This is a genomic window from Luteibacter sp. ME-Dv--P-043b (assembly GCF_030209605.1).
Classification (GTDB): domain Bacteria; phylum Pseudomonadota; class Gammaproteobacteria; order Xanthomonadales; family Rhodanobacteraceae; genus Luteibacter.
Genome location: NZ_JARVRT010000001.1, coordinates 89,300 through 111,347 on the forward strand (window position 1 = coordinate 89,300; position 22,048 = coordinate 111,347).

Annotated in this window: 33 protein-coding genes; 28 read left to right on the plus strand and 5 right to left on the minus strand. The window is 63.0% G+C overall.

What is annotated here, in order from left to right; genetic code table 11:
• Positions 1-145: 145 nt before the first annotated feature.
• The 4 genes from clpX to soxR form a co-directional block, all read right to left on the minus strand.
• The gene (clpX, locus tag QRN34_RS00470; RefSeq protein WP_285400999.1) at positions 146-1,441 is read right to left on the minus strand and encodes an ATP-dependent Clp protease ATP-binding subunit ClpX; all 1,296 of its coding nucleotides are present in this window, start codon (positions 1,439-1,441) and stop codon (positions 146-148) included.
• Positions 1,442-1,546: 105 nt separating this feature from the next.
• A complete protein-coding gene (gene clpP, locus QRN34_RS00475) occupies positions 1,547-2,179 on the minus strand; it encodes an ATP-dependent Clp endopeptidase proteolytic subunit ClpP (protein WP_036142608.1) in 633 nt (210 codons plus the stop codon).
• Positions 2,180-2,227: 48 nt separating this feature from the next.
• Positions 2,228-3,520, minus strand: a complete 1,293-nt coding sequence (gene tig / locus QRN34_RS00480) for a trigger factor (RefSeq protein WP_285401002.1) — start codon at positions 3,518-3,520, stop codon at positions 2,228-2,230.
• A 180-nt stretch (positions 3,521-3,700) separates the two neighbouring features.
• Positions 3,701-4,135 (minus strand): redox-sensitive transcriptional activator SoxR, encoded by a 435-nt coding sequence (gene soxR / locus QRN34_RS00485; RefSeq protein WP_285401004.1) that lies wholly within the window; start codon positions 4,133-4,135, stop codon positions 3,701-3,703.
• A 92-nt stretch (positions 4,136-4,227) separates the two neighbouring features.
• On the opposite strand from soxR, the gene QRN34_RS00490 reads away from it, so the two are divergent.
• The 27 genes from QRN34_RS00490 (at position 4,228) to QRN34_RS00620 (ending at position 20,680) form a co-directional block, all read left to right on the plus strand.
• The gene (locus QRN34_RS00490; protein WP_285401006.1) at positions 4,228-5,613 is read left to right on the plus strand and encodes an MFS transporter; all 1,386 of its coding nucleotides are present in this window, start codon (positions 4,228-4,230) and stop codon (positions 5,611-5,613) included.
• Between the two features lie 115 nt (positions 5,614-5,728).
• Positions 5,729-5,887 carry a hypothetical protein gene (locus QRN34_RS00495; protein WP_185754448.1) on the plus strand — a complete coding sequence of 53 codons (159 nt, stop codon included), beginning with the start codon at positions 5,729-5,731 and terminating at the stop codon, positions 5,885-5,887.
• A 148-nt stretch (positions 5,888-6,035) separates the two neighbouring features.
• Positions 6,036-6,272, plus strand: coding sequence for a hypothetical protein (locus QRN34_RS00500; protein ID WP_285401008.1), 237 nt, complete (start codon positions 6,036-6,038; stop codon positions 6,270-6,272).
• Between the two features lie 68 nt (positions 6,273-6,340).
• Positions 6,341-6,475, plus strand: a complete 135-nt coding sequence (locus tag QRN34_RS00505) for a hypothetical protein (protein ID WP_285401010.1) — start codon at positions 6,341-6,343, stop codon at positions 6,473-6,475.
• Between the two features lie 271 nt (positions 6,476-6,746).
• Complete coding sequence (locus QRN34_RS00510; RefSeq protein ID WP_285401012.1) at positions 6,747-7,415, plus strand: hypothetical protein; 669 nt, start codon at positions 6,747-6,749, stop codon at positions 7,413-7,415.
• A 401-nt stretch (positions 7,416-7,816) separates the two neighbouring features.
• Positions 7,817-10,237 carry a DNA-directed RNA polymerase gene (locus QRN34_RS00515; protein WP_285401014.1) on the plus strand — a complete coding sequence of 807 codons (2,421 nt, stop codon included), beginning with the start codon at positions 7,817-7,819 and terminating at the stop codon, positions 10,235-10,237.
• Positions 10,238-10,269: 32 nt separating this feature from the next.
• Positions 10,270-10,413, plus strand: coding sequence for a hypothetical protein (locus QRN34_RS00520; protein WP_285401016.1), 144 nt, complete (start codon positions 10,270-10,272; stop codon positions 10,411-10,413).
• A gap of 3 nt (positions 10,414-10,416) precedes the next feature.
• Positions 10,417-10,602 carry a hypothetical protein gene (locus QRN34_RS00525; RefSeq protein WP_285401018.1) on the plus strand — a complete coding sequence of 62 codons (186 nt, stop codon included), beginning with the start codon at positions 10,417-10,419 and terminating at the stop codon, positions 10,600-10,602.
• Positions 10,603-10,605: 3 nt separating this feature from the next.
• Positions 10,606-10,842, plus strand: a complete 237-nt coding sequence (locus tag QRN34_RS00530) for a hypothetical protein (protein ID WP_285401020.1) — start codon at positions 10,606-10,608, stop codon at positions 10,840-10,842.
• An 18-nt stretch (positions 10,843-10,860) separates the two neighbouring features.
• The gene (locus tag QRN34_RS00535; RefSeq protein ID WP_285401022.1) at positions 10,861-11,148 is read left to right on the plus strand and encodes a hypothetical protein; all 288 of its coding nucleotides are present in this window, start codon (positions 10,861-10,863) and stop codon (positions 11,146-11,148) included.
• Complete coding sequence (locus QRN34_RS00540; protein ID WP_285401024.1) at positions 11,148-11,300, plus strand: hypothetical protein; 153 nt, start codon at positions 11,148-11,150, stop codon at positions 11,298-11,300. Before QRN34_RS00535 ends, QRN34_RS00540 begins: the two co-directional genes overlap by 1 nt.
• On the plus strand, positions 11,300-11,989 hold the full coding sequence (locus tag QRN34_RS00545) for a hypothetical protein (RefSeq protein ID WP_285401026.1): 690 nt from the start codon (positions 11,300-11,302) through the stop codon (positions 11,987-11,989). The genes QRN34_RS00540 and QRN34_RS00545 overlap by 1 nt, the downstream gene beginning before the upstream one ends.
• Positions 11,990-12,011: 22 nt before the next feature.
• Positions 12,012-12,413 (plus strand): RusA family crossover junction endodeoxyribonuclease, encoded by a 402-nt coding sequence (locus tag QRN34_RS00550; protein ID WP_285401028.1) that lies wholly within the window; start codon positions 12,012-12,014, stop codon positions 12,411-12,413.
• Complete coding sequence (locus QRN34_RS00555; protein WP_285401030.1) at positions 12,410-12,802, plus strand: hypothetical protein; 393 nt, start codon at positions 12,410-12,412, stop codon at positions 12,800-12,802. The genes QRN34_RS00550 and QRN34_RS00555 overlap by 4 nt, the downstream gene beginning before the upstream one ends.
• Positions 12,802-13,155, plus strand: a complete 354-nt coding sequence (locus QRN34_RS00560) for a helix-turn-helix domain-containing protein (RefSeq protein WP_285401032.1) — start codon at positions 12,802-12,804, stop codon at positions 13,153-13,155. The genes QRN34_RS00555 and QRN34_RS00560 overlap by 1 nt, the downstream gene beginning before the upstream one ends.
• On the plus strand, positions 13,152-13,310 hold the full coding sequence (locus QRN34_RS00565; RefSeq protein WP_285401034.1) for a hypothetical protein: 159 nt from the start codon (positions 13,152-13,154) through the stop codon (positions 13,308-13,310). The genes QRN34_RS00560 and QRN34_RS00565 overlap by 4 nt, the downstream gene beginning before the upstream one ends.
• A 145-nt stretch (positions 13,311-13,455) precedes the next feature.
• Entirely contained in the window at positions 13,456-14,919 is a 1,464-nt protein-coding gene (locus QRN34_RS00570; RefSeq protein WP_285401036.1) for a toprim domain-containing protein, read from the plus strand.
• A gap of 44 nt (positions 14,920-14,963) precedes the next feature.
• Positions 14,964-15,197: a hypothetical protein gene (locus tag QRN34_RS00575; RefSeq protein ID WP_285401038.1), complete on the plus strand. Its 234-nt coding sequence runs from the start codon at positions 14,964-14,966 to the stop codon at positions 15,195-15,197.
• Positions 15,194-15,766: a hypothetical protein gene (locus tag QRN34_RS00580; protein ID WP_285401040.1), complete on the plus strand. Its 573-nt coding sequence runs from the start codon at positions 15,194-15,196 to the stop codon at positions 15,764-15,766. Before QRN34_RS00575 ends, QRN34_RS00580 begins: the two co-directional genes overlap by 4 nt.
• Positions 15,766-17,610, plus strand: a complete 1,845-nt coding sequence (locus tag QRN34_RS00585; RefSeq protein ID WP_285401042.1) for a DNA polymerase — start codon at positions 15,766-15,768, stop codon at positions 17,608-17,610. The genes QRN34_RS00580 and QRN34_RS00585 overlap by 1 nt, the downstream gene beginning before the upstream one ends.
• A 91-nt stretch (positions 17,611-17,701) precedes the next feature.
• Entirely contained in the window at positions 17,702-17,926 is a 225-nt protein-coding gene (locus QRN34_RS00590; RefSeq protein ID WP_285401044.1) for a hypothetical protein, read from the plus strand.
• A gap of 12 nt (positions 17,927-17,938) precedes the next feature.
• The gene (locus QRN34_RS00595; protein ID WP_285401046.1) at positions 17,939-18,163 is read left to right on the plus strand and encodes a hypothetical protein; all 225 of its coding nucleotides are present in this window, start codon (positions 17,939-17,941) and stop codon (positions 18,161-18,163) included.
• A gap of 229 nt (positions 18,164-18,392) precedes the next feature.
• Positions 18,393-18,797 carry a hypothetical protein gene (locus QRN34_RS00600; protein WP_285401048.1) on the plus strand — a complete coding sequence of 135 codons (405 nt, stop codon included), beginning with the start codon at positions 18,393-18,395 and terminating at the stop codon, positions 18,795-18,797.
• Positions 18,794-19,120, plus strand: a complete 327-nt coding sequence (locus tag QRN34_RS00605) for a hypothetical protein (protein ID WP_285401050.1) — start codon at positions 18,794-18,796, stop codon at positions 19,118-19,120. The genes QRN34_RS00600 and QRN34_RS00605 overlap by 4 nt, the downstream gene beginning before the upstream one ends.
• Positions 19,117-19,350 (plus strand): hypothetical protein, encoded by a 234-nt coding sequence (locus QRN34_RS00610; protein ID WP_285401052.1) that lies wholly within the window; start codon positions 19,117-19,119, stop codon positions 19,348-19,350. The genes QRN34_RS00605 and QRN34_RS00610 overlap by 4 nt, the downstream gene beginning before the upstream one ends.
• Positions 19,347-20,159, plus strand: a complete 813-nt coding sequence (locus QRN34_RS00615) for a phage exonuclease (protein WP_285401054.1) — start codon at positions 19,347-19,349, stop codon at positions 20,157-20,159. Before QRN34_RS00610 ends, QRN34_RS00615 begins: the two co-directional genes overlap by 4 nt.
• Positions 20,147-20,680, plus strand: coding sequence for a dATP/dGTP diphosphohydrolase domain-containing protein (locus QRN34_RS00620; protein ID WP_285401056.1), 534 nt, complete (start codon positions 20,147-20,149; stop codon positions 20,678-20,680). Before QRN34_RS00615 ends, QRN34_RS00620 begins: the two co-directional genes overlap by 13 nt.
• Here the strand turns inward: QRN34_RS00620 and QRN34_RS00625 are convergent.
• Positions 20,677-21,558: a nucleotide-binding protein gene (locus QRN34_RS00625; protein WP_285401058.1), complete on the minus strand. Its 882-nt coding sequence runs from the start codon at positions 21,556-21,558 to the stop codon at positions 20,677-20,679. The genes QRN34_RS00620 and QRN34_RS00625 overlap by 4 nt on opposite strands.
• A gap of 225 nt (positions 21,559-21,783) precedes the next feature.
• On the opposite strand from QRN34_RS00625, the gene QRN34_RS00630 reads away from it, so the two are divergent.
• Positions 21,784-21,972, plus strand: coding sequence for a hypothetical protein (locus QRN34_RS00630; RefSeq protein WP_285401060.1), 189 nt, complete (start codon positions 21,784-21,786; stop codon positions 21,970-21,972).
• Positions 21,973-22,048: the final 76 nt, after the last annotated feature.

Below are 22,048 nucleotides of genomic sequence, written 5' to 3' on the forward strand. Positions count from 1 at the left end.
TTGGGCTCGCCCCGACACTGCGCCGGAGCCGCCATACACGTCAAGTGGTGGTTCGCGAAGGAACGATCAAGAGCGGAACCACGAAAGAAAACGGCCCCGGCGTCATGGACGCCGGGGCCGCGGTAGCGCTGCGATGCCGATGGAATCAGGCCGCGTCGCCGCCCTCACCCGCGATACGCTGCTGTTGCAGGTTGCCGCGGTAGATCAGGTAGGGCTCCGCCTGACCGTCGATCACGGCGTCGTCGACCACCACCTTGCTGACGTGCTCCAGCGAGGGGATCTCGAACATCGTGTCGAGCAGCACCTGTTCGAGAATGGTTCTCAGCCCACGAGCGCCTGTCTTGCGCTTGAGCGCGCGACGGGCGATGGCGGCCAGGGCCTCCGGGCGGAATTCCAGTTCGGCGCCTTCCATGTCGAACAGCTTGCGGAACTGCTTGGTGACCGCGTTCTTCGGCTCGGTGAGGATCTGCACCAGGGCAGCCTCGTCGAGTTCGTCCAGCGTGGCCACGACCGGCAGGCGCCCGACGAACTCGGGAATCAGGCCGAAACGGACCAGATCGGCCGGCTCGACTTCCGACAGCGTCTTGCCGACGTTTTCCGTGCGCTCCTTGGAGCGGACCTCGGCCTTGAAGCCGATGCCCGTGGTCTCGGAGCGCTGCTGGATCACCCTGTCCAGCCCGGCGAACGCACCGCCGCAGATGAACAGGATGTTGCGCGTATCGACCTGCAGGAACTCCTGCTGCGGATGCTTGCGGCCACCCTGCGGCGGCACCGAGGCGAGCGTGCCCTCGATCAGCTTGAGCAGGGCCTGCTGCACGCCTTCGCCGGAGACGTCGCGGGTGATCGACGGGTTCTCGCTCTTGCGCGAGATCTTGTCGATTTCGTCGATGTAGACGATGCCGTTCTGCGCCTTCTCGACGTCGTAATCGCACTTCTGCAGCAGCTTCTGGATGATGTTCTCGACATCCTCACCCACGTAACCGGCTTCGGTCAGCGTGGTGGCATCCGCGATGGTGAACGGCACGTTGAGCAGGCGCGCCAGCGTTTCCGCCAGCAGCGTCTTGCCCGAGCCGGTCGGACCGATCAGCAGGATGTTGGACTTGCCGAGTTCGACATCGTCGTTCTTCTGGCGCGACTCGATGCGCTTGTAGTGGTTGTACACCGCCACCGACAAGGCTTTCTTGGCGCGCGTCTGCCCGACCACGTACTGGTCGAGGGCTTCCATGATCTCGCGCGGCTTGGGGAGTTGGGTACGGCCGGAGGCCGCCTTCTCTTCGAGTTCCTCGCGAATGATGTCGTTGCACAGCTCAACGCATTCGTCGCAGATGAACACGCTGGGGCCGGCGATCAACTTGCGCACTTCATGCTGGCTCTTGCCACAGAAGGAGCAATAAAGAATCTTTCCGCCGTCGTTGGAACGGCTTTGCCGCTCGTCGCTCATGCTTTGGGCCCTACTGATAATCCAGGTGCGCTTTGAGAATAGCACAGCACTTCGCCCCTGGAATCAGGGGCGAAGTGCCGGTTTTCACAAGCGTGTACGTTCAAATCAAGCCGAGCGGACGGTATCGACCGCGCGCTTGTCGGGCACCGAGTCGATCAGGCCATACGCCTGGGCCTCGGCGCCGCTCATGAAGCGGTCGCGCTCGGTATCCCGGGCGATTTCCTCGACCGTCTTGCCACTGTGGTGGGCAAGGATGGCGTTCAGGCGCTCGCGCATGGTCAGGATTTCACGGGCGTGAATCTCGATGTCCGTGGCCTGACCCGAGATGCCACCGGCCCAGGGCTGGTGGATCATGATGCGCGAATGCGGCAGCGAATACCGCTTGCCCGCGGCACCGGCGGCCAGCAGCAGGGCGCCCATGGAGGCGGCCTGGCCGATGCACATGGTGCTCACGTCCGGCTTCACGAACTGCATCGTGTCGTAGATCGCCATGCCCGCGGTGACCGAGCCACCCGGGCTGTTGATGTACAGGTTGATGTCCTTGTCCGGGTTTTCGGACTCCAGGAACAGCAACTGGGCGACGATCACATTAGCCATGTAATCGTCGACCGGGCCGACCGCGAAGATGATGCGCTCCTTGAGGAGACGCGAGTAGATGTCGTACGAACGCTCGCCGCGCGAGGTTTGCTCGACGACGATGGGCACCAGGTTGAGGTTCTGGATCGGAGCCATGGACATGCGGTCTCTCCTAGGTGTGGGGCCCGGCTGTTGCAAGAGGATCGGTGCTTACGCGCCGATCGGTCGCATTACCTCGTCGAAGCTCAGCTCCTGGTCGGTGGACTTGGCGTTGTCCGCCACCCACTCGGCCACCTGATCTTCCATCACGCGGTTCTGCAGTCCCGACATCAGTTGGGGATCGCTGTTATACAGTTCAATGACCTTTTCCGGTTCTTCATAGGTCGAGGCGATCGCGGTCAGCATCTCGGCCATGCGCTTGCGGTCCAGGCGCAGCTCGTTCTTGCGGGCGATCTCGCCCATGAGCAGCGCGGCGGCGACACGCTTGCGCGCGAACGGGGCGGCCTCGGCGACCATCTGCGGGCTGGGTTCCTGGCCACGCGGCAGGTTGCCGGCCGCCAGGCTGCGCGCCTCGGCGTCGGCCATCAGCTCGGGCACTTCCAGGTCCGGATAGGCGGCGGCCAGCTTCTCGGCCACTTCGGACTTCAGGCGGGCCATCACCGTGGCCTTCAGCTCGCGCTCGAGGTTGGCACGGACTTCCTTGCGGAAGGTTTCCAGGTCGCCGTCGACCACGCCGAACAGCTTGACGAACTCGGCATCCACGGCCGGCAGGTTGGGCTCCTGCACCTTCACGATCTTGAAGGTGACCTTGGCGGTCTTGCCGGCGAGCTCCGGGTTGCGGAAATCGTCCGGGAAGGCGACGTCCTGGACCAGGTCCTCACCCGCGGTGCGACCGGTCAGGGCCTCGTCCAGCGCCTTGAACAGGGTGCCGGAGCCGAGCACGCTGCCCGCACGCTCCAGGCCTTCGGCCGGGAAGCGGTAGTCGCCGGCTTCGGCGGCGTATTCGAACATGACGAAGTCGCCGTCCTTGGAGGCGCGCGTCACTTCGTCGAAGCTGCGGCGCTGGGTGCGCAGCGTCTCGATCATCTTGTCGATGTCGGCGTCCTTGACCTCGGCCTTGGGACGGGCGATCTCGAGGGCGGCGACGTCGATCGCCGGAAACTCCGGCATGACCTCGAACGTGGCGGTGTAGGCGATCTCGCCCGCTTCCGCATTGCCCGTGGTGTCCACCGCCGGGTTGGCGATCGGCTGCAGTTTTTCCTGCTCGACGGCCTCGCGCAGGGTGCTGCCGATCAGCTCGGACAGGGCCTCGCCACGGACCTGCGCGCCGAAGCGCTGCTTGATCACCGTGGTGGGCACCTTGCCCGGACGGAAGCCCTTCAGGCGGACCGTGCGACCCATTTCCGCGATGCGCGCGTTCACCTGCGACTCCAGGCGCTCCGCCGGGAACTTCACCGTGAGCTTGCGCCCGAGCTTGCCGACATTCTCAACCGAAACCTGCATGACCTCTCCTGAAACCGCCACATGACGTGGCGCGATGGCGAGCTTCCGTCGCCGTAACCAGAACAATGGGACCCACCGCGAATGTCGGACGCGTCGCCGCGACTTTCGTCTCCGACGGCGAAAAAACCCCGCAAATGACTGCCCATTCTACGTTTTGCCCTCCCACCGCCGCAACCTGCCTCATCCGGGACTCCAGCGCCGAGGACCGCCGCCATCCGCCGCCAGCGAATCCCCTGGATTCGCCAAGGCGCAGGCCGTCAACGAGAGACAGCCGCAGCCGATGCAATCCGCCAGTTTATCTTTCAGATTAAGCAGTTGCGCAATCCGATGATCCATCTCCTCGCGCCAGGCCGCCGACATCCTCGCCCAATCCTCCCGGGTCGGCGTGCGCGAGTCCGGCAAGGTCGCCAGCGCCTGCCGTATCGCCTCCAGCGGCATGCCGACCCGCTGCGCGACACGGATGACCGCGATCCGGCGTAGCACGTCGGCGGAAAAGCGACGCTGGTTGCCCGACGTCCTCAGGCTATGGATCAGCCCCTTGCGCTCGTAGAAGTGAAGCGCCGACACCGCTACGCCCGCGCGCCGGGCGACCTCGCCCACGCTCAGTTCCCGCATATGTTGACCTCAATATTGGTTCAGGTCTCATGCTGACCCTCCCGGTCGCCGTATGCAAGCGTGCGACACTCGCCACCCCCAAGGACGCCAGCATGCACGTGGGAACCCCCGAACCCGATCGCCTTTCCGATACCGCCACACCCGCCGACGAGGGCATCCTCGGCCCGCGCTACCGGGCCGCCACCCTCGGCATGGTCAGCCTGATCTCACTCATCGCCTTCGAGGCGCTGGCAGTCACCACCGCCATGCCGACGGTCGCGCGCGAACTGGACGGCCTGCGTGTCTATGCCCTGGCCTTCGGCGGCGTGCTGGCTACCAGCGTCATCGGCATGGCCCTGTCCGGCCGTTGGAGCGATCGCCGCGGCCCGGCCCCGGCCATGTGGACCGGCCTGGCCGGCTTCGTCGTCGGCCTGCTCCTGGCCGGTCTCGCGCAGACCATGCCGATGCTGCTCCTGGGACGCCTGGTCCAAGGACTGGGCGCCGGCTGCCTGTCGCCGGCGCTCTACGTCATCGTGGCGCGGCTCTATCCGGCTTCCCTGCGACCGAAGGTGTTTGCCTCGTTCTCCGCCGGCTGGGTCGTGCCCGCCCTGATCGGACCGGCCGTCAGCGGGGCCATCGTCGAGCACGTGGGCTGGCGCTGGGTGTTCCTGGCCGTACCGGTGCTGGCCGTACCCGCCGCGCTGGGTCTGCGTGGCGCGCTGCGCTCCCTGCCCGCGCCGTCGGGCAAGGCTCCCGACGCGGCTACGCGACTGCCCGACGCCATCGGCGCCTCGCTCGGCGTCTGTCTGCTGTTCGCCGCGGGCCAGGAGCGAGGGATCCTCGCCGCCACGCTCCTGCTGCCGTCGCTCGCCCTGCTGCTGTTCTGCGGACGCCGCCTGCTGCCCACCGGCACGCTACGCGCCGCCCGTGGCCTGCCCGCGGTGATCGCCCTGCGCGGTATCGCAGCCTCCGCCTTCTTCGGCGCCGAAGCCTTCCTGCCGCTGGTCTTCACCCAGCAGCACGGGCTGTCGCCGACATGGTCGGGGCTGGCGATCAGCGTGGGCGCGATCGGCTGGTTCTCCGGCTCGTGGTATCAGGGCCATTACGCAACGATCTCCCGCCTGCAATTGCTCACGCGCGGCACCGCCCTGATGGTGCTCGGCGTCGGCATCGTCTCCTGCGCCGTCTTCGCCTGGATGCCCGTGCCGGCAGCGGTTGGGGGTTGGCTGCTCACGGGGCTGGGCATGGGCATGCTCTACGGCACGCTGTCGGTCCTTGCGCTTTCGATGTCGGCTACGCACGAGCAAGGCCGGAACAGCTCGGCGCTGCAACTGTGCGAATCCTTGATGGTGGCCACGACGCTCGCCATCGGCGGCACGATGTTCGCCGCACTGCTCGACGTGTCGCATACAGCCGCGTTCATGGCGAACTTTGCCATCACGCTGGTGCTCGCGGTGCTGGCGACGATCGTGGCGCGCAGGACACGGGCAGACGGGTGATACCCGATCGTTGATGACGGCTGTTTTTCAGATTGATCGTATGGATCACGCGTGGTGTTTACGCGAGCATGAGGGTCCTTGTTCATTCGAACACCAGACATCCGAGTTACTGCGCATGACACCCGACGACCTGGAAAAAATCCGCGCGGAGATCGGCAAACTCATGGCGGAGACGTCGAAGATCAACGCCGAGGCACGCTGGTATCCCTTCGTTGCCGCTGGTGGCGTCTTTGGTGCCGCCTTCGCGCTGGCCAAGCTGCTGGGGGCTCTTTAGCGCCCATCCGATCCCTGCGCACCTTCAGCTAGCCCGCCGCCGTGGCGGGGTCGGGCCTGGCGATCAGCGTGGGCGCGATGGGCTGGTTCTCCGGCTCGTGGGGCGCTGCGGCGGTTCCAAATCGCAGTGATAAGTTAGGAGAGAATCCATGGAAGAGACGAGAACCGTGAACGCCGCCGACATCGAGTTGATCCACGCGAACATCTCCAAGATGATGGCCGAGACCATGAAGCTCAGTGCCGAAACCTCGAAGGTCAGCGCCGAAACCTCGAAGATTCAGGCCGAGCAACGTTACTACCCCATTGTTGCCTTCGGGGCGATCATCGTCGGCGCGCTGGGCGCCGGCGCGGCCATCATCGCCGCCCTCATCAAGCTGACGCTCTAAAGCTTGCTGAACGTTCCAACCAGTTTTTCAGATGGGTCGTATGCGTCATGCGTGACGTTCAAGCAAGCATGAGGGGCTCACGTTCACTCGAACACCAGAGACCCGGGCTGCTGTGCATGACACCTGACGACCTGGAAAAAATCCGCACGGAAATCGGCAAACTCATGGCGGAGACGTCGAAGATCAACGCCGAGGCACGCTGACATCCCTTCGTAGCTACAGCAGGGCTTTTTGCGGTGGCGCTGGGATTCCGCAAGCTCATGGACAGGCTTAGTTAAAGTCCGCCACAGCCCACGTCCTGGCATCGTACTTGGGGGATCGCGGCCAGCGCTTTGGCTGAGGTCTGGGTCACCATCGCGCATATCGCCAGACTGGCAAGCACAAGACCGCTGACGTCGACTTTTCAGAATCCTCGTATGGAGCTGACGGGCGAACAACGCGACGCTGGAACCTCGAACCGAACGAGGACAGACCATGCGTCTCATGTTGATCACAGGCATCCTTACCTTTCCGATCGTTGCCACAGCTCAGGTCGTATCGCAGCACGCATCGGTTTCTGCCGACAGCGAGAGAACCGTGGTTCGCCACGTCATGCTTAAAGACGAGCATGGTGTCGACGTACTCGTCGAGCAGAAGCTTATCGAATTGCAAAACGGCGACTATGTGTACCTGCACGATTCGCAGCCCCAGGCTACGAAAGATCTGGATGAGCGCATCTGTGCAAGCATGGGCTCCAGCGCATCGCATAGCGCAGTTTCGCGCTGGAGTCCTGAGACACTCGGCGGCGGCGTATGTCGTGACGAGCATCCGGTGGAGCCCGCAGTTAGGGCAAAGCGTAACGCAGAGGCTATATTCATTCAGGCGATCGCGCCTGGTTCTTACGTCGTACCAGCCGGGCAGAATTCAGCGCACCGGGGAAGTGCGAACTACAGCCTGGACTCAGCCGGCACCATCGCCGGCGAACTCGTGGTGGATAGCCGTTGCCGAAGCTCGTTATCGGACTACGTGCCCGGTCCTGGTCAAGGCAGCACATGGGCCTACGTGAACTGCTTCATGCCGGCGGCTGGCAATTTCCCCACGCAAATGAATGCATGCGCAGGCGCCCGGTGCTCGTCAGACAGAAACAGCATTACTGCATTCTGATCCATCTGAAGAAGGATGGTGCGAGAGGCGGGACTCGAACCCGCACGGGTTACCCCGTCAGAACCTAAATTTTCCGGCGAGCCTTACGTGGCAATGACTTAGCCCCGAGGTGCCACCGCAGGTGCCGTTTCTCAGGTGCCGCGTTGCCACTCAGGTGCCGGCAGGTGCCGCAAGGTGGGTATAAGTGCCAGCTTCAGGGGAACGATAGTTCCTCCCCATAAAGATTCCTAAAGGGCTCTGAAGGTACCCCTTCGATCCCCTAACGAGACGCCTCGGTTCCCCACGGAGCCGGGGCGTTTTTCGTTTCGGTACACACAAGGCCGAGAGAGACACCTCGGCAACAACCCATCGACCCACCCAAGGCCCCCAAGCGGGGCCTTTCTCGTTTCTGGAGACCACGCATGACTATCGTGCAGCCCACCCTCTCTCTCCGCGACAGACAGCTCGCCCTGGAAGAAGAATCCCTGACTCTCGGCGTCGACCGCTACCACAAGGAGCGCGACCGCCAGGACGAGTCCGACTCTGGCCCTGGTCGCCGCCTTATCCGCGACTGCATCACCCCTCTCTCCGCCGCCATCGACGCCTTCGTGGCCGAGGCGCGCAACGGCAAGCCCGGCAAGAAGCACACGGCCGTCCGCTGGTGCGAGAAGTTCCCCTCGTCCGAGCTGGCCTACATCACCATCCGTCACTGCCTCAACGCGATCTCCAACGGCGAGACGCGCGTCCAGACGGTCGCCGAGGCCATCGCCACGTCCCTTGAGGACTCCATCAACTACTCCCGGTTCAAAGAGGTCTCCCCTGGCCTCCATAAGCACCTTCAGGGCGTCCTGAAGAAGAGCACCTCCCAGCGGCACTCCCGCAACGTCATGGAGGCCGCCGTGCGCCGGACCGAGCTGGACCAGTTCGCGTTCCCCGGCCACGACGCCACCCACTTCGGAATGAAGATGGTCGAGCTGTTCATCGAGTCCACCGGCTTCGCCCTCCTCTATAACGACTCGTCACACGGCAAGACCCGCGAGCGCATCCTGCTCCGGGGAACCGAGGCGGTCATGGCCTGGCTCGACAAGGCCCACGACGCGGCGGCCCACTTCGCTCCCGTCCGTATGCCCATGCTGGTTTCCCCCAGACCGTGGCAGGCATCGAAGGGAGGCGGCTACCTGACCGACGCTGGCGGCCTGGTCCCCCTCGTCCGCACCCGGAACAAGGCTTACCTGCGTGAGCTGGACAACGCCGAGATGCCCAACGTCCTGCGGTCCCTCAACGCGATCCAGGAGACCCCCTGGCAGGTCAATTCGGCCGTCCTGGCCGTCATGAAGGAAGCCTGGGAGGCCGGTGGTGGCATCGGCGACCTCCCGTCGCGAGACCTGCTGGAACTCCCGCCGCTCCCCTCCGATGACATGGAGCGCTACAAGGTCGAGGAGCCTGAATCCTTTAAGAAGTGGAAGCGCACCCGCGCCGACATCTACGAGAAGAACGCCCGCACGGCCTCCCAGCGCATCTCGGCGGCCCAGAAGATCGCCCTCGCGGCCCGCTTCGAGCCCGAGGAGGCCATCTACTTCCCCCACTCCCTGGACTTCCGGGGTCGTGTCTATCCCGTACCGGGCACCCTAAATCCCCAGGGCGACGACCAGGCGAAGTCGCTCCTGCGGTTTGCCAATGGCAAGCGGCTCGGTCCTTCCGGCGCCAGGTGGCTCGCCATCCACGTCGCCAACCTGTTCGGCGTCGACAAGGTGCCCTTCGAAGACCGCATCAAGTGGGTCAGGGACAACGAGCACCGCATCCTCGACTCCGCGCTCGACCCGCTGGACGGCATGCGGGCCTGGACCGAAGCCGACTCGCCGTGGTGCGCTCTGGCCGCTTGCTTCGAGTGGGCTGGCTATCGAGCCATGGGCGAGGACTACGTCTCGCACCTCCCCATCGCCCTCGACGGCTCCTGCAATGGCCTTCAGAACTTCTCGGCCATGCTCCGCGACCCTGTAGGCGGCAAGGCGACCAACCTTATCCCGCAGGAAAGACCGGCCGACATCTATACGCAGGTCATGACGGTTGCCGCCGAGCGCATCCGTGCGGAAGCCGAAGGCGGAAACCTGTCCGCCGCGTTCTGGGACGGCCAGCTCACTCGCGACCTGGTCAAGCAGCCGGTAATGACTCTTCCTTATGGCGTGACCCGTTCCGGCATGCGGAACCAGATCGCCGACAAGATGAAGAAGGCCGGCAAGGATGACTCCTGGGATCACGCCGAGTATCTCGCGGGTGTCCTCTGGGACTCCATCGGGCTCGTGGTGATCGCCGCGCGGGAGGCTATGGACTGGCTGAAGGATGCGGCGAAGGTGGCAGCGAAGGGCGAGATGCCTGTGAGCTGGACCACGCCAGCCGGCTTTCCGGTCCTTCAGGAGTACCGGGAGACCACGGGAACCCGCGTCAAAACGTACGTCTCCGGCCGCGAGGTGCGTATAAGTGCCAGCGTAGAAGGAACCAAACTCGACAGCCGCAGACAAGCGCTCGGCATCTCCCCGAACTTCGTCCACTCCTGTGACGCAGCTCACCTGATGCTTACCGTCTGCACCGCCCTGGACAACGACGTCGCCGACTTCGCGATGATTCACGACTCCTATGGGGTGCACGCGGCGGACACCGACGTCCTGGCGGCCTCGCTAAGAGCCGCTTTCGTTCAGCAGTACAGCCGCGAGGTCCTCACCGACTTCCGGGACGAACTGTCCGCCCAGCTTCCTGCGGACATCGCAGTGACCCTCCCCGATTTGCCCACCGTGGGCGACCTGGACCTCTCGTTGGTCGAGTCGTCGCTCTATTTCTTTGCCTAATTCCTAGCTTCCTTTTGACCCTTGAGGACATCATGAGCATCCAGTTCAATTCCAGACTCAACGCCCACACCGCCGTCGACGAGTACGGCGTCGTGCTCGCGATCTACAACCAAGCGACCCACGGCACGCTCGCGGACTTCCGCGCGTCCTGCCAGTCGCTCGTAGCGGAGGGCTGAGCCATGAAGCTATCCGTCAATCTTGGACTGCCCACGATCCTCACGGTCGTCTTCGCCGTACTGAAGCTGTGCTCCGTCATCGCCTGGAGCTGGTGGCTGGTCTTCCTGCCGCTGTTCCTCGGCCTCGGCTTTACGATCTTCGTGGTCGTCCTTGTCGTCATGGCCGTAGCCTTCTCGGACTGGAGCTGACCCATGGCCAAGAAGCGCACGACCCTCCCGTTCTACACCAAGGCCATGGCCCGCGTGATGAGTAACGCTCAGCGCTACGCCGACGCCAACCTCAGCGTCATCGCGGCCCGCAACGTCCGCTATGTGCGCATCAAGCGCGCTCTCGCACACATGCAGGTCCACTCCTGGCCCCGCCCGCTCTCCGGCATCGACTACGGCAGCATCTACCCGCCCCTGGGTGCGATGGCTCGCTTCCTGTAAGGGCACTCCAACGACTCAATGAGCATCCGTACCACGGTCCGCGACCGGGTAACGAATACAACCCCCGAGGCTTCGGCTTCGGGGGCTTTTGTCGTTATCAACGCGCTGCAAGAACTCCACCCGGCAACCCAGGTCATGGCGCTCGCCACGGCCTTCAAGATCACCTCCGACGTCCTACATCTCGACCCGCGCGACCTTCTGCGCATCGTGGATCGGATGGAACAGGACTGCCGGTACACCAACCGCAACACGTTGGACGCCGTGAGCGCCTACGTGGATGGCGAAATCGGAAAGCGATTCTCCTGATGTTCTCTTCGACCGAACTCCTGCGCGCCGCTTATGCGGAGCTGGACGACACCGGCTACATCTCCCGCGCAACCCTCCGCAACCTCGACACGGCTGGCATCGAAACCCGTGTCTTCGCTGCATTCCACGACCCCGAAACCGAGACCAATTGATGGCACAAAAGAAGTACCCGTCGTTCAACACCCCGAAGGGTGCGGCCGTGTGGCCGAACCTCAACGCCCCGGACACCAAGTTCAAGCCGGAAGGCGAGTACACCTGCAAGCTGGCGTTCGATCCGAACCTGCCGGAAGTGCAGAAGATGATCGAACACTTCGAGAAGGTGCGCGACGAGCTGTTCAAGCACGAGATCGCGAACGCCGATACGCCGGTCAAGAAGAAGGCCCTGGAGAAGTACCAGGTCGCCCCCGTGTTCACCGAAGAGCTGGACAAGGAAGGCGAGGAGACCGGTCGCATCCTCATCAACTTCAAGATGAAGGCAAGCGGCACGACCAAGCAGGGCAAAGCGTGGACGCGCAAGCCGGGCATCTTCGACAGCAAGGGCGTCGAGATCAAGAATCCGCCGACCATCGGTGGCGGCTCGATCCTCCGCGTGAACTGCGAGTTCAACGCCGGCCCGGTACCGAGCGCGAAGACGTTCTACCTGAGCCCGAAGCTCGTGGGCGTCAAGCTGCTGGAGCTGGTCACGTTCGGCGCGAAGACCGCGAAGGACATGGGCTTCGACGAGGACGAGAGCGAAGGCGGCTACGTCGCCGACAACTCGGCCCCCGCCACGTTCGGCGGCGAAGACGACGCCGATGAATCGGCCAATGAAGGTGGCAATGGCGGCAGCGGGGACTTCTAAGTCCAAGCAGTCGGTACAGGCCATGATCGAGGGGGCAACGCACGTTGCCTCCATCGTCCTCAAACTCGAACCCGTATCCGCTTCCCGCCCCCGCGTTACCAAGTGGGGCACCTACCACGCCAAACCGTACCGAGCCTGGCTCGATGCCGTAGGCGACCTCCTCGCCGGCCTTGGCGCCGATATCGACCCCGAAGCGCACCTGCTGGTGCTGGTCGAGTCCGTCATGACCAAAGCCCGCACCTCGAAGCTGAAGCGTCCGCGACCGGACGTCGATAACCTCGCGAAGGGACCTCTCGATGCCATCACGCACTGCGGTGGCTATTGGAAGGACGACTCGCAGGTAGTCCTGCTTTGCACCTCCAAGCGGTTCGCTGCGCCTGACGAACAGTCGCGCACCGAAGTCCACATCTACGCCCTACCGTGAAACTGAAAGCACTCGAATCCATCGAGCGCCTCTTCGTCACCTGCTCCATGACCTCACCCTCCGCCGACATCGGCGTGGAGGAGTTGGCGCGCGCGCACCGCCGCCAGGGTTACTCCACCGTTGCCGTCCACCACGTCATTCGACGCGACGGCACCGTGGAAGCGGGTCGTGACGAGAGCGTTCGCGGTGCTGCATCCCCCACGTTCTCCGACTGCGCGCTCCAGGTCTGCCTCATCGGCGGCCTCAACGACGCATTGGAACCCAAGGGGACCTTCACGGAGGAGCAAACGGCCGCGCTGCTGCGCCTGAGAGACGCCTACGGCGTGCCTCTGTTCTACGGCCTCGAACCGCCCCTCCTCGCACTGAAAGAAACCCTCAAGGAACCGTAATGAAACCGAAGACCCAGACCGAAATTGTCCTCAACCACCTCCGTACCGAGCGATACATCACGGGCTGGGTCGCGGAAGGTGTCTACCGCATACGCCGCCTCGCCTCACGTATCGACGAACTGGTGGCCGCTGGCTACGACATCGTCAAGGAACGCACCGAAGACGCCACCGGCCAGGCGTACACGCGCTACAGCCTGTCGGCCCGTCAGCGCGCCTCGAACTACCCGATCAAGCCCGTCCGACCGCGCGAGAAGCTCGTGAGCCTTTCGGCCGTGCGGAAAGTCCTCGCCGCTGAAGGCGTCCCCTTCTGCTACCGCGAATACGTCATGAAGAACCTGGAGGCATCCGTTTGAACAATATCCCGACGACCATGCGCGCCGCTTTCGAAGCCGCCGCGTCCAAGCAGGCTCCCTCGAAGCAGTCGCACGCCGTGAAGAGCGCCATCCGCCGCAAGGTCGGCGTCACCACCCGCAAGACCATGTGGTCCGTCCAGCGTGGAAACCGCTGAGTCCGAGCTGCTCTCAAAAGGTCCCTGCGAAGACTGCGGTTCATCCGACGCGTGTGCCACGTACACAGACGGGCACACGTTCTGCTTCTCCTGCGGGAAGCACAGGCAGGGCGACGGCTCCACCCCACAACCGAGGAACCGACGAATGTCCGGTGAATTCCTGACCGGACAGACGCAGGCGCTCACCAAGCGTGGCCTGTCCGAAGAGACGTGCGCGAAGTTCAACTACACCGTGGGCGAGCACAACGGCAAGCCCGTGCAGATCGCCAACTACCGCCGCGAAGGCGAGATCGTCGCTCAGAAGGTGCGCTATCCGGACAAGACGTTCAGCGTACGCGGCAAGCTGAAGAACGCCGGGCTGTTCGGTCAACACCTCTGGGGCGAAGGCGGTCGGAAGATCGTCATTACCGAGGGTGAGCTGGACTGCCTGTCGGTCAGCCAAGTCCAAGACAACAAGTGGCCTGTCGTCTCGATCCCTAACGGCGCCGATGGTGCGAAGAAGACGGTCGCCCAGGAACTGGAGTGGCTGGAGAAGTTCGACGAAGTCATCCTGATGTTCGACATGGACGAACCCGGCCAGTCGGCTGCACAGGAATGCGCACTGCTGTTCACGCCGGGCAAGTGCAAGATCGCGCACCTTCCGCTGAAGGATGCAAACGAGATGCTCGCCAAGGGCAAGGCTCGCGGCATCATCGACGCCATCTGGAACGCGAAGGTGTTTCGTCCTGACGGCATCGTGACGTTTGCGGACCTACGCGAGCGCGCACTGGCACCCATCGAGGTCGGCCTACCCTGGTTCCTTCCGAAGCTCACCGAGATCACCTTCGGGCGTCGCTACGGCGAGGTGTACTTCTTCGGCGCCGGTACGGGCGTTGGCAAGACCGACTGGTTCACCCAGGAGATCGTCAACACCGCCGTGACGCTCAACGAGAAGTGTGCGGTGTTCTACCTCGAACAGTCCCCTGTCGAGACCGCGAAGCGCATCGCCGGCAAGCTCGGCGGACGCCGGTTCCACGTTCCTGACGGCACCTGGACGCTCGAAGAGCTGGAAGCCGCGTTCGACGAGATTCAGGCGAGCACGAACGTCGTCATGTACGACAGCTTCGGCGCGACCGAGTGGGACGTCATCCACGCAAAGATGAAGTACCTCGCGACAGCCGAGGGCGTTAAGCACTTCTTCCTCGACCACCTAACGGCCCTTGCGGCTGCTGAAGAGGACGAGCGAAAGGCGCTGGAGAAGATCATGGAAGAGATCGCTTCGTTCGCGAAGCAATACAACGTCTGCTTCTACGGCATCTCCCACCTCGCCACTCCCGAAGGCAAGCCCCACGAGGAAGGCGGTCGCGTGATGATCCGCCACTTCAAGGGCTCACGAGCCATCGGCTTCTGGTCCCACTACATGTTCGGTCTTGAACGTGACCAGCAGGCGGAAGACGAAACGCTTCGTCAGATCACCACGTTCCGCGTTCTCAAGGACCGTTTCACCGGCCAAGCCACGGGCATCACGATCCTGATGGGCTACGAGACCGACACCGGCCGCCTGTTCGAGCGCGAGCCTCCCCCCATGTTCGACGAAGAGCCGGAAGTCTCCGGCAAACAAGACTTCTGACCCAAGGCCCCGAAAGGGGCCTTTCTCATATCTGGAGATACCCCATGAACCTCGTCAAGACCCTCATCGCCCTCGTCACCCCCAAGACCGTCGCCTCGGCCCTGAAGGGCGTGCAGAAAGCCATCGACAAGCTCGACGCCGCTGCGGAGCACGCCGTGTCCTCGAAGGACATCATCAGCAACGCGATCTCGCAGTTGCACGACGAGTGGGACAACCACAACGAAGAGCACCGCCGCGCGGTGGCCGTCTCGACGAAGCTCAAGGACCTCATCTCGTGAGCCGCTCGCTAGAATCCTATGCCGATTCGATCTTCCGGTTGATGCCGTGCGGCGTCGCCTACTACGCGATGCTGGCGGGCGGATGCTTCCGTTCGTTCTACGACAACACGCCCGTGAAGGACTACGACCTTTTCTTCAGCTCGCATATGGATTGGGAGGCCGCTGTCGCTGCGTTTCGCGATGATCCCGACTTCATCGAAACGACGAAACCAGGAGAAGGCGGTTACCCGTCGTTCGTCGACAAGCATGGCGTCCCGTTCAACGTGATCGGCTTCCGGTTCCACACCTGCCTGTCCGTACTCGCCGAGTCCTTTGACTTCCGCTGCTGTGCGATGGCGGCTTGGCTGGCATCCGAGGAGTCGGTCGTTGTCTATGCAGTACCGGGCGCCGTGGAAGACGCGACGTCGAAGGTGCTGAACTTCCAGAAGCACCAGCACATCGACCGTACGAGCCGCAGAGCTGGCAAGTACATCGACACGTACGGCTACGCACCCGGACCGGGCTGGCAGGCTGGCTTGGACATCTGCCGCAACACGCCGCGCGGCGAAGAAGGGGCCTACACCGGCTGATGCTCGTCTTCGATATCGAAACGAACGGCCTCCTCGACGAACTCACCACGATCCATTGCATTGCAATTCGTGACATCGTGAACGGCATCACCTACCGAGCCAACGACCACGGCTCGAAGGTGACTGTCGAGGAAGCTGTCCGCTTGCTTATGGACGCTGACGGAATCGCAGGCCACAACATCATCGGCTTCGATATCCCCGCGATCCAGAAGGTGTACCCCTGGTTCAAACCGAAGGGTGTGGTGCGAGACACGCTGCTCATGTCGCAGCTCATCTTCACCAACCTCAAGGATGAGGACTTCGACCGCATCAAGCGCAACGAACGCGAGGCCGCCAAGGGCAAGCGCGTCGCCGCGATCTACCCGAAGAAGCTCATCGGCCGCCACTCCCTGGAAGCCTGGGGTGCCCGTATGGGCTGCTGGAAGGGCGACTACTCCGACATGATGAAGGAGAAGGGTCTCGACCCCTGGGCCGAATGGAACCAGGAGATGGACGACTACTGCCTCCAGGACATCCGGGTCACCTGTCGCCTGTGGGACAAGCTCATCGCGCAGGACTTCGGAGACGAGGCTATCCAGCTTGAGCACGACGTCGCGCCGATCATCGGCCGACAGGAGCGGTTCGGGTTCCTCTTTAACAAGGAGAAGGCCCTCGCACTTGAGGCGACGCTCGTCGGTAAGCGGGCCGAGCTGGTCGAGAAGCTCCGTGAGGTGTTTCCTCCGTGGCAGCAGAAGGCCGGCGTCATCGTCCCCAAGCGGGACAACGTCAAGCTCGGGTACGTCAAGGGCGTCCCGTTCCAGAAGTGGAAGACGGTGACCTTCAACCCCGGTTCCCGCCAGCACATCGCGGACCGCCTGGGTGCCCTCTATGGCTGGAAGCCGCGCGAGTTCACTGACTCGGGCCAGGCCAAGGTCGACGAGACCACCCTGGAGGGCCTCAAGTACCCCGAGGCTCCCTTGCTCATCGAGTACCTGACCGTCGAGAAACGCCTCGGTCAGCTCAGCGAGGGCAAGCAGGCGTGGTTCAAGGCTGTGAAGGCTGATGGCCGCATCCACGGCCGGGTGACGCAGAACGGCGCCGTGACGGGCCGCATGACCCACTCGAACCCCAACATGGCCCAGGTTCCCTCGGCAGGAGCCCCTTACGGCCCCGAATGCCGTGGCCTCTTCGGAGTCCCCAAGGGCAAGAAGCAGGTCGGTGCGGACGCCAGCGGTCTCGAACTGCGCTGCCTTGCCCACTTCATGGGTCGATGGGACGGCGGCGCCTACTCGCTGGTGATCCTCGACGGCGACGTCCACACGACCAACCAGGTCGCAGCGGGCCTCGGGGATCGCAACCAGGCCAAGACCTTCATCTACGCCTTCCTCTACGGAGCTGGCGACGAGAAGATCGGTTCGATTGTAGGTAAGGGCAAGGTCGCAGGTGCGGCTCTGAAGGCTCAGTTCCTGGCCGGCCTCCCCGCCCTCGCGAACCTCATCAAGGCCATCAAGGCCACGGTGCGAAAGCAAGGGTTCCTGAGGGGCCTTGACGGCCGCAAGCTCCACGTCCGCAGCGAGCACGCAGCCCTCAACACGCTGCTCCAGTCGGCAGGCGCGGTCGTCATGAAGAAGGCACTGGTGCTTCTCGACCGCAAGCTTCAAGAGGACGGCCTCGTCCCCGGCGTCGACTACGAGTTCGTCGCGAACATCCACGACGAGTTCCAGATCGAAGTCTCGGAGGCGTACGCCGAGCAGGTCGGCAAAGCGGCAACCGACGCTATCTTCCGTGCCGGTGCGCATTTCGGCTTCCGCTGCCCCTTGGCAGGCGAGTTCAAGATCGGCAACGACTGGTACGAGACGCATTAAGCGAATCGCTACACCGGCTAGCCGATTACTCGCGCTCACGAAACATCGGGCAAAGAAACGTGGGATCGCTTTCGACCTAACGGTTGAAGACGTGGTGATCCCCGACTTCTGCCCGGTGCTGGGCCTGCCGCTCTACCGGAACTCTGGCGGTGCCGCTCAAGGCCCGAACAGTCCCTCCATCGACCGCATCAATCCCGCTCTCGGCTACGTGCGCGGGAACGTGAAGGTCATCTCGTCCAAAGCCAACGCGATCAAGAGCAATGCGACTCCTGAGGAGCTGCTGCGCGTGGCCGCGTACTACCAAGAGCCCCACTAGGAGCCTCCACCCATGAGCGCTATCGCCCTCACCCCCAAGATCATCGACCGCCTGAAGTCACTCGCATCGGATCGTGTCGCAACCGACAACGAGGACTTCGAGGCATATAGCTGGTGCGGCGGCAACGCTGACGACGCTGTCGACCTCGGCGTCAACTGCGGCTACACCGACCTCGCCCGCGAACTGTGCGACGCCCTCGGCATTGGCTACGAGATCGAGGCGGAGGACAACGAATGAAGACCTGCGTCTCCTGCAAGTTCTCGAAGTTCGACAGCCATTACTTCCGCTGGGCCTGCACCCGGAAGCACAAGCCGGACGTTGAGGTTCCCGACGTCATCGCAGGGGGCATGAAGAGAGTTCCCCAGACGCCGTCTGAGGACCACATGGTCGACTGCAAAGTCGAACGGTCCAAGAGGCTGTTCGGCTGCGGCCCTAAGGGCAAGCATCACCAGGAACGATACCCGCGATGAGCTGGCTGTCCGTTCTCGGCTCTGCCGCCCAATGGACCTTCTCGGGCCTCAAGTCCTCCATCGACCAGTCGCGTGTCCTGAAGGCCCGCGAGGATGCCGCCGAGCACAACCTGAAGCTGGCCGTGATGCAGGCAAAGATCACGAAGGCACAGAAGGACGGCGAGTGGGAAGTCGAGGCCGTGAAGAACTCCGGCTGGAAGGACGACGCCATGTTCGTGATCGTCATGCTCCCGCTCATCGCCTGCTTTATCCCCGGCTACTCGCAGTACGTCGTCGACGGTTTCAAAGCACTTGATGCGTCCCTCCCTGAGTGGTGGCGCTGGATGGTGCTGTGCACCGTTGGCGTTTCGTATGGCCTGAAGCCGCTCACCAAGCTCAAGAATCTGAGGAAGCTCAAATGAGCACCAAGATCACCAAAGCAGTCCTGCTCTCCCAGGTGGAAGAGCTGAAGCGAACCATCAACATGCTCCAGTGCGTTCCCGCCCCGGCCCCGCGTACGCTCAAGAGCGCTGCCGAGTGTCCGGTGCAATCCGGTTACCGAGGTGAGGTCCACCTGACCGAGGTCGACCGCATGCGTGAGGCGATGCGCCGCCGTGTGGCGAACGAACTGGCCGAGGAACTCATCCGTTCGGGCTCGGTCAAGTTCACCGAGCGGCTGATCCGCGATTCGAGTCGATACACCGATGTGGTTCGTATCGAGGCGGTGCTGGCGGTGGCAGCATGAAGTACAGCGAAGCCGCCATGAAGGTCGATTGCGAGAACCGCACCTACCTCGACCTCTTCGTCCAGCATACCCGCAAGCAACTCGAAGCCGAGATTCTTGCTGCCTGCCGGTCCAGCATCGACAAGGCGGTGGACCAGGCTATCGTTGACCTCCGCCCGCAGATCGAGCAGTTCTACGACCAGTCCCGTGACCGGGCCTCGGTGGTGCTCATGACCCGAAAGGTGACTTGAAGGGCCTGACCCTTCTCATCGACGCTGACGTTCTCCGCTACCAGCTTGCCTTCAGCAACACGAAGACGATCAAGTGGGAAGCAGAGGACGGCGAAGATGCTGCGGTATCCGAGGTCGTCAACGCCGAGAAGGCGAAGGCGGACCTCGAAGACTACATCGACGAGCTGCTGGAGAAGTTCGGCACTCGGGACTTCCTGCTGCCGCTGTCGGTCTCGACGAACTTCCGTAAGGACATCCTACCGACCTACAAGGCCAACCGCGCGGGCAAGGCACGCCCGGCACTGTGGTACGCGGTCGACGGATTCCTGAAGGAACTCTGGCCCGAGAAGATCATCACCCGCGAGTACCTCGAAGGTGACGACATCCTGGGCATCCTACAGACCATGCCGTCTCCCCGACTGGCTCCCGGCAAGCGGATCATCGTGTCCATCGACAAGGACATGCAGACCCTCCCCGGCCGCCTTTACAACCCCGGCAAGCCCGACATCGGCACCCGAACGATCTCGCAGCACCAGGCGGACCTCTACTGGATGATGCAGACGCTCACGGGGGACACCACCGACAACTACGGCGGCTGTCCTGGCATTGGTCCCAAGCGGGCCGACCCGATCCTCCAGCCGATCCACGAAGCCCTGCTGGACGCCCCGCCCGAAGAACACCTCGCGACCCTATGGGCGGCCGTGGTGAAGACCTACGAGTCCAAGGGACTCACATCGGACGACGCGCTCGTCCAGGCCCGTTGCGCGCGAATCCTGCGCGACGGTGATTATGACTTCAAGACAGGAAAGGTGAACCTTTGGAAACCGTAACAGCCCCCTTGGGCATTGGCGATGTCAACAGTGACGCTCGGGGCTCGGGCGCCCGCTTCAACACAGGCAAGCCGCCTTTCGAGCTGCTGCCCCTCCGCACCATCATGCGAGGGGACTCCGAACGCCACTCGGGGCATCCGGCCCGCCTCGTGCTGGACTATCTCGGCGACTGGCAAGCGGGCTACGGCGAGGACCACTCGAATCTTCACTACGCGCTGGACGCCGCGTGTGACGTCGAGCGTACCTTCGAGCTGTCCGACCTAGCCGACGCCGCACACGTCTTCGACTACGGGCGACGGAAGTATGCGGAGTGGAACTGGGCCAAAGGCATGTCGTGGTCGATTCCGCTCGCCTGCGCTGTCCGTCACTGCCTCGCTGCGCTGTCCGGCGAAGAGACAGACCCGGAAAGCGGACAGCCGCATATGGCGCATGTCAAGTGCAACATCATCATGCTGATGCTGTTCGCCGAGACCTTTCGCGAAGGCGACGACCGCCCTGTGAAGTGGCTCAATCAGGCCTAAATCGCCTTCCTGAAGTCAACCTCGATTCCTGCCTCGGTTAGTTCTCGCGCCAGTAGCAGGCGCCACGCGCCGCCAGTGTCAATTGCCGTGAAAAGAACGTTCAAGTAGTCACTTGGGACCTCAACGTCGCCGGTATGCAACACGCACACACGCTGCCGGGTCAGCCGTCCTACGAAGTAACCCAGTTCGTACAGGACATTCTGTCGCGGTCGGGGTCGGGCTTCATCTTGATGTCCCGCGCGGTAACCTACGTCGTCCGGCGTAAACAAGACCACTGCGAACGCAACGTCATCAGTGTGTCTTTCAAACTTTTCGATGATCGACCGGCCACCATCTGGCTGCTCATGCAGCACGACTACGTCGAGAGAAAGTTTCTCAAGGAGCCGAGCGACCATCTCCTTTGCTCCTTGATCGTGCCCATGGACGAGGAATACCTTCCTTGACGTAATCGGAGCATGTTCCGGAGCGGCCATGACTACCTGCTCAGCGGAATCATCAATACGCTCCTGAAGGACTTGTTTGAGCGTGTTCAGTCGTCCGACAGCACGCTCAATTCCGCGTTTAGCATGTCCCTGAACCACCGATGCGGGATCTGGGTAGCTGTTCATACGAACCACCATTCCGCCCGCGTCAAGCCCCGCGATCGAAAAATCTTTGTACTCGTTAGTGTCCGCCCCGAAAATGTCTCTCAGAGTGTTATTCACAAGCAGGGCAAGGTCACTTAGCCGCGAGTCGAAGCGCTTTGTAAGCACGCTGGTGTCAAAACCTTCGAGATCGGCGATACGTCTGTCAATCTTCAATAGCGCCTTCTGGCAGTCTTCTACGCTCAATACAGCAGCCTTAAGCGGTTGCCCGGCCGGTTCGCGGCTTTTGGCCATGAGGTGCATCTCCCTGTTCAGTTCCTCGTAGCTTAACCTTCGTTACAGCGGGGGTAAAACCGCCAGCTTAGGAGGAAACGGAGTTTCCCCTTAAGGACTCCTCAGGGGCTCCTGTAGACCCCTCCTGAGCCAGGTAAAAGTGCCAGCTTAGGAGGAAACGAAGTTTCCCCCATAAGGGTTCCATAGGGTCTCCTATAGACCCCTCCTATCCCCTATGGAGCCCCTATGTCCGAATCCATCCCCCTGCACGCCTACGACCTGATCGACGAGCTGGCCGAGCGGTACCCCGAGGTGATCTACGACCCCCGGATGGACCGTGAAGAGTTCCTGCTCCGACAGGGCGAGCGCCGCCTTGTCCTGTCCCTGATCCGCAGGCGGCAGCTCGACGACGAGACCCCGCATGTGCACGGCTAAGAAACCCAAAGCCCCCAAGGCCGAAGACACCACCCCAGCGGTCCTCATGACCGCACGGGACGGCATGGGCGGTAAC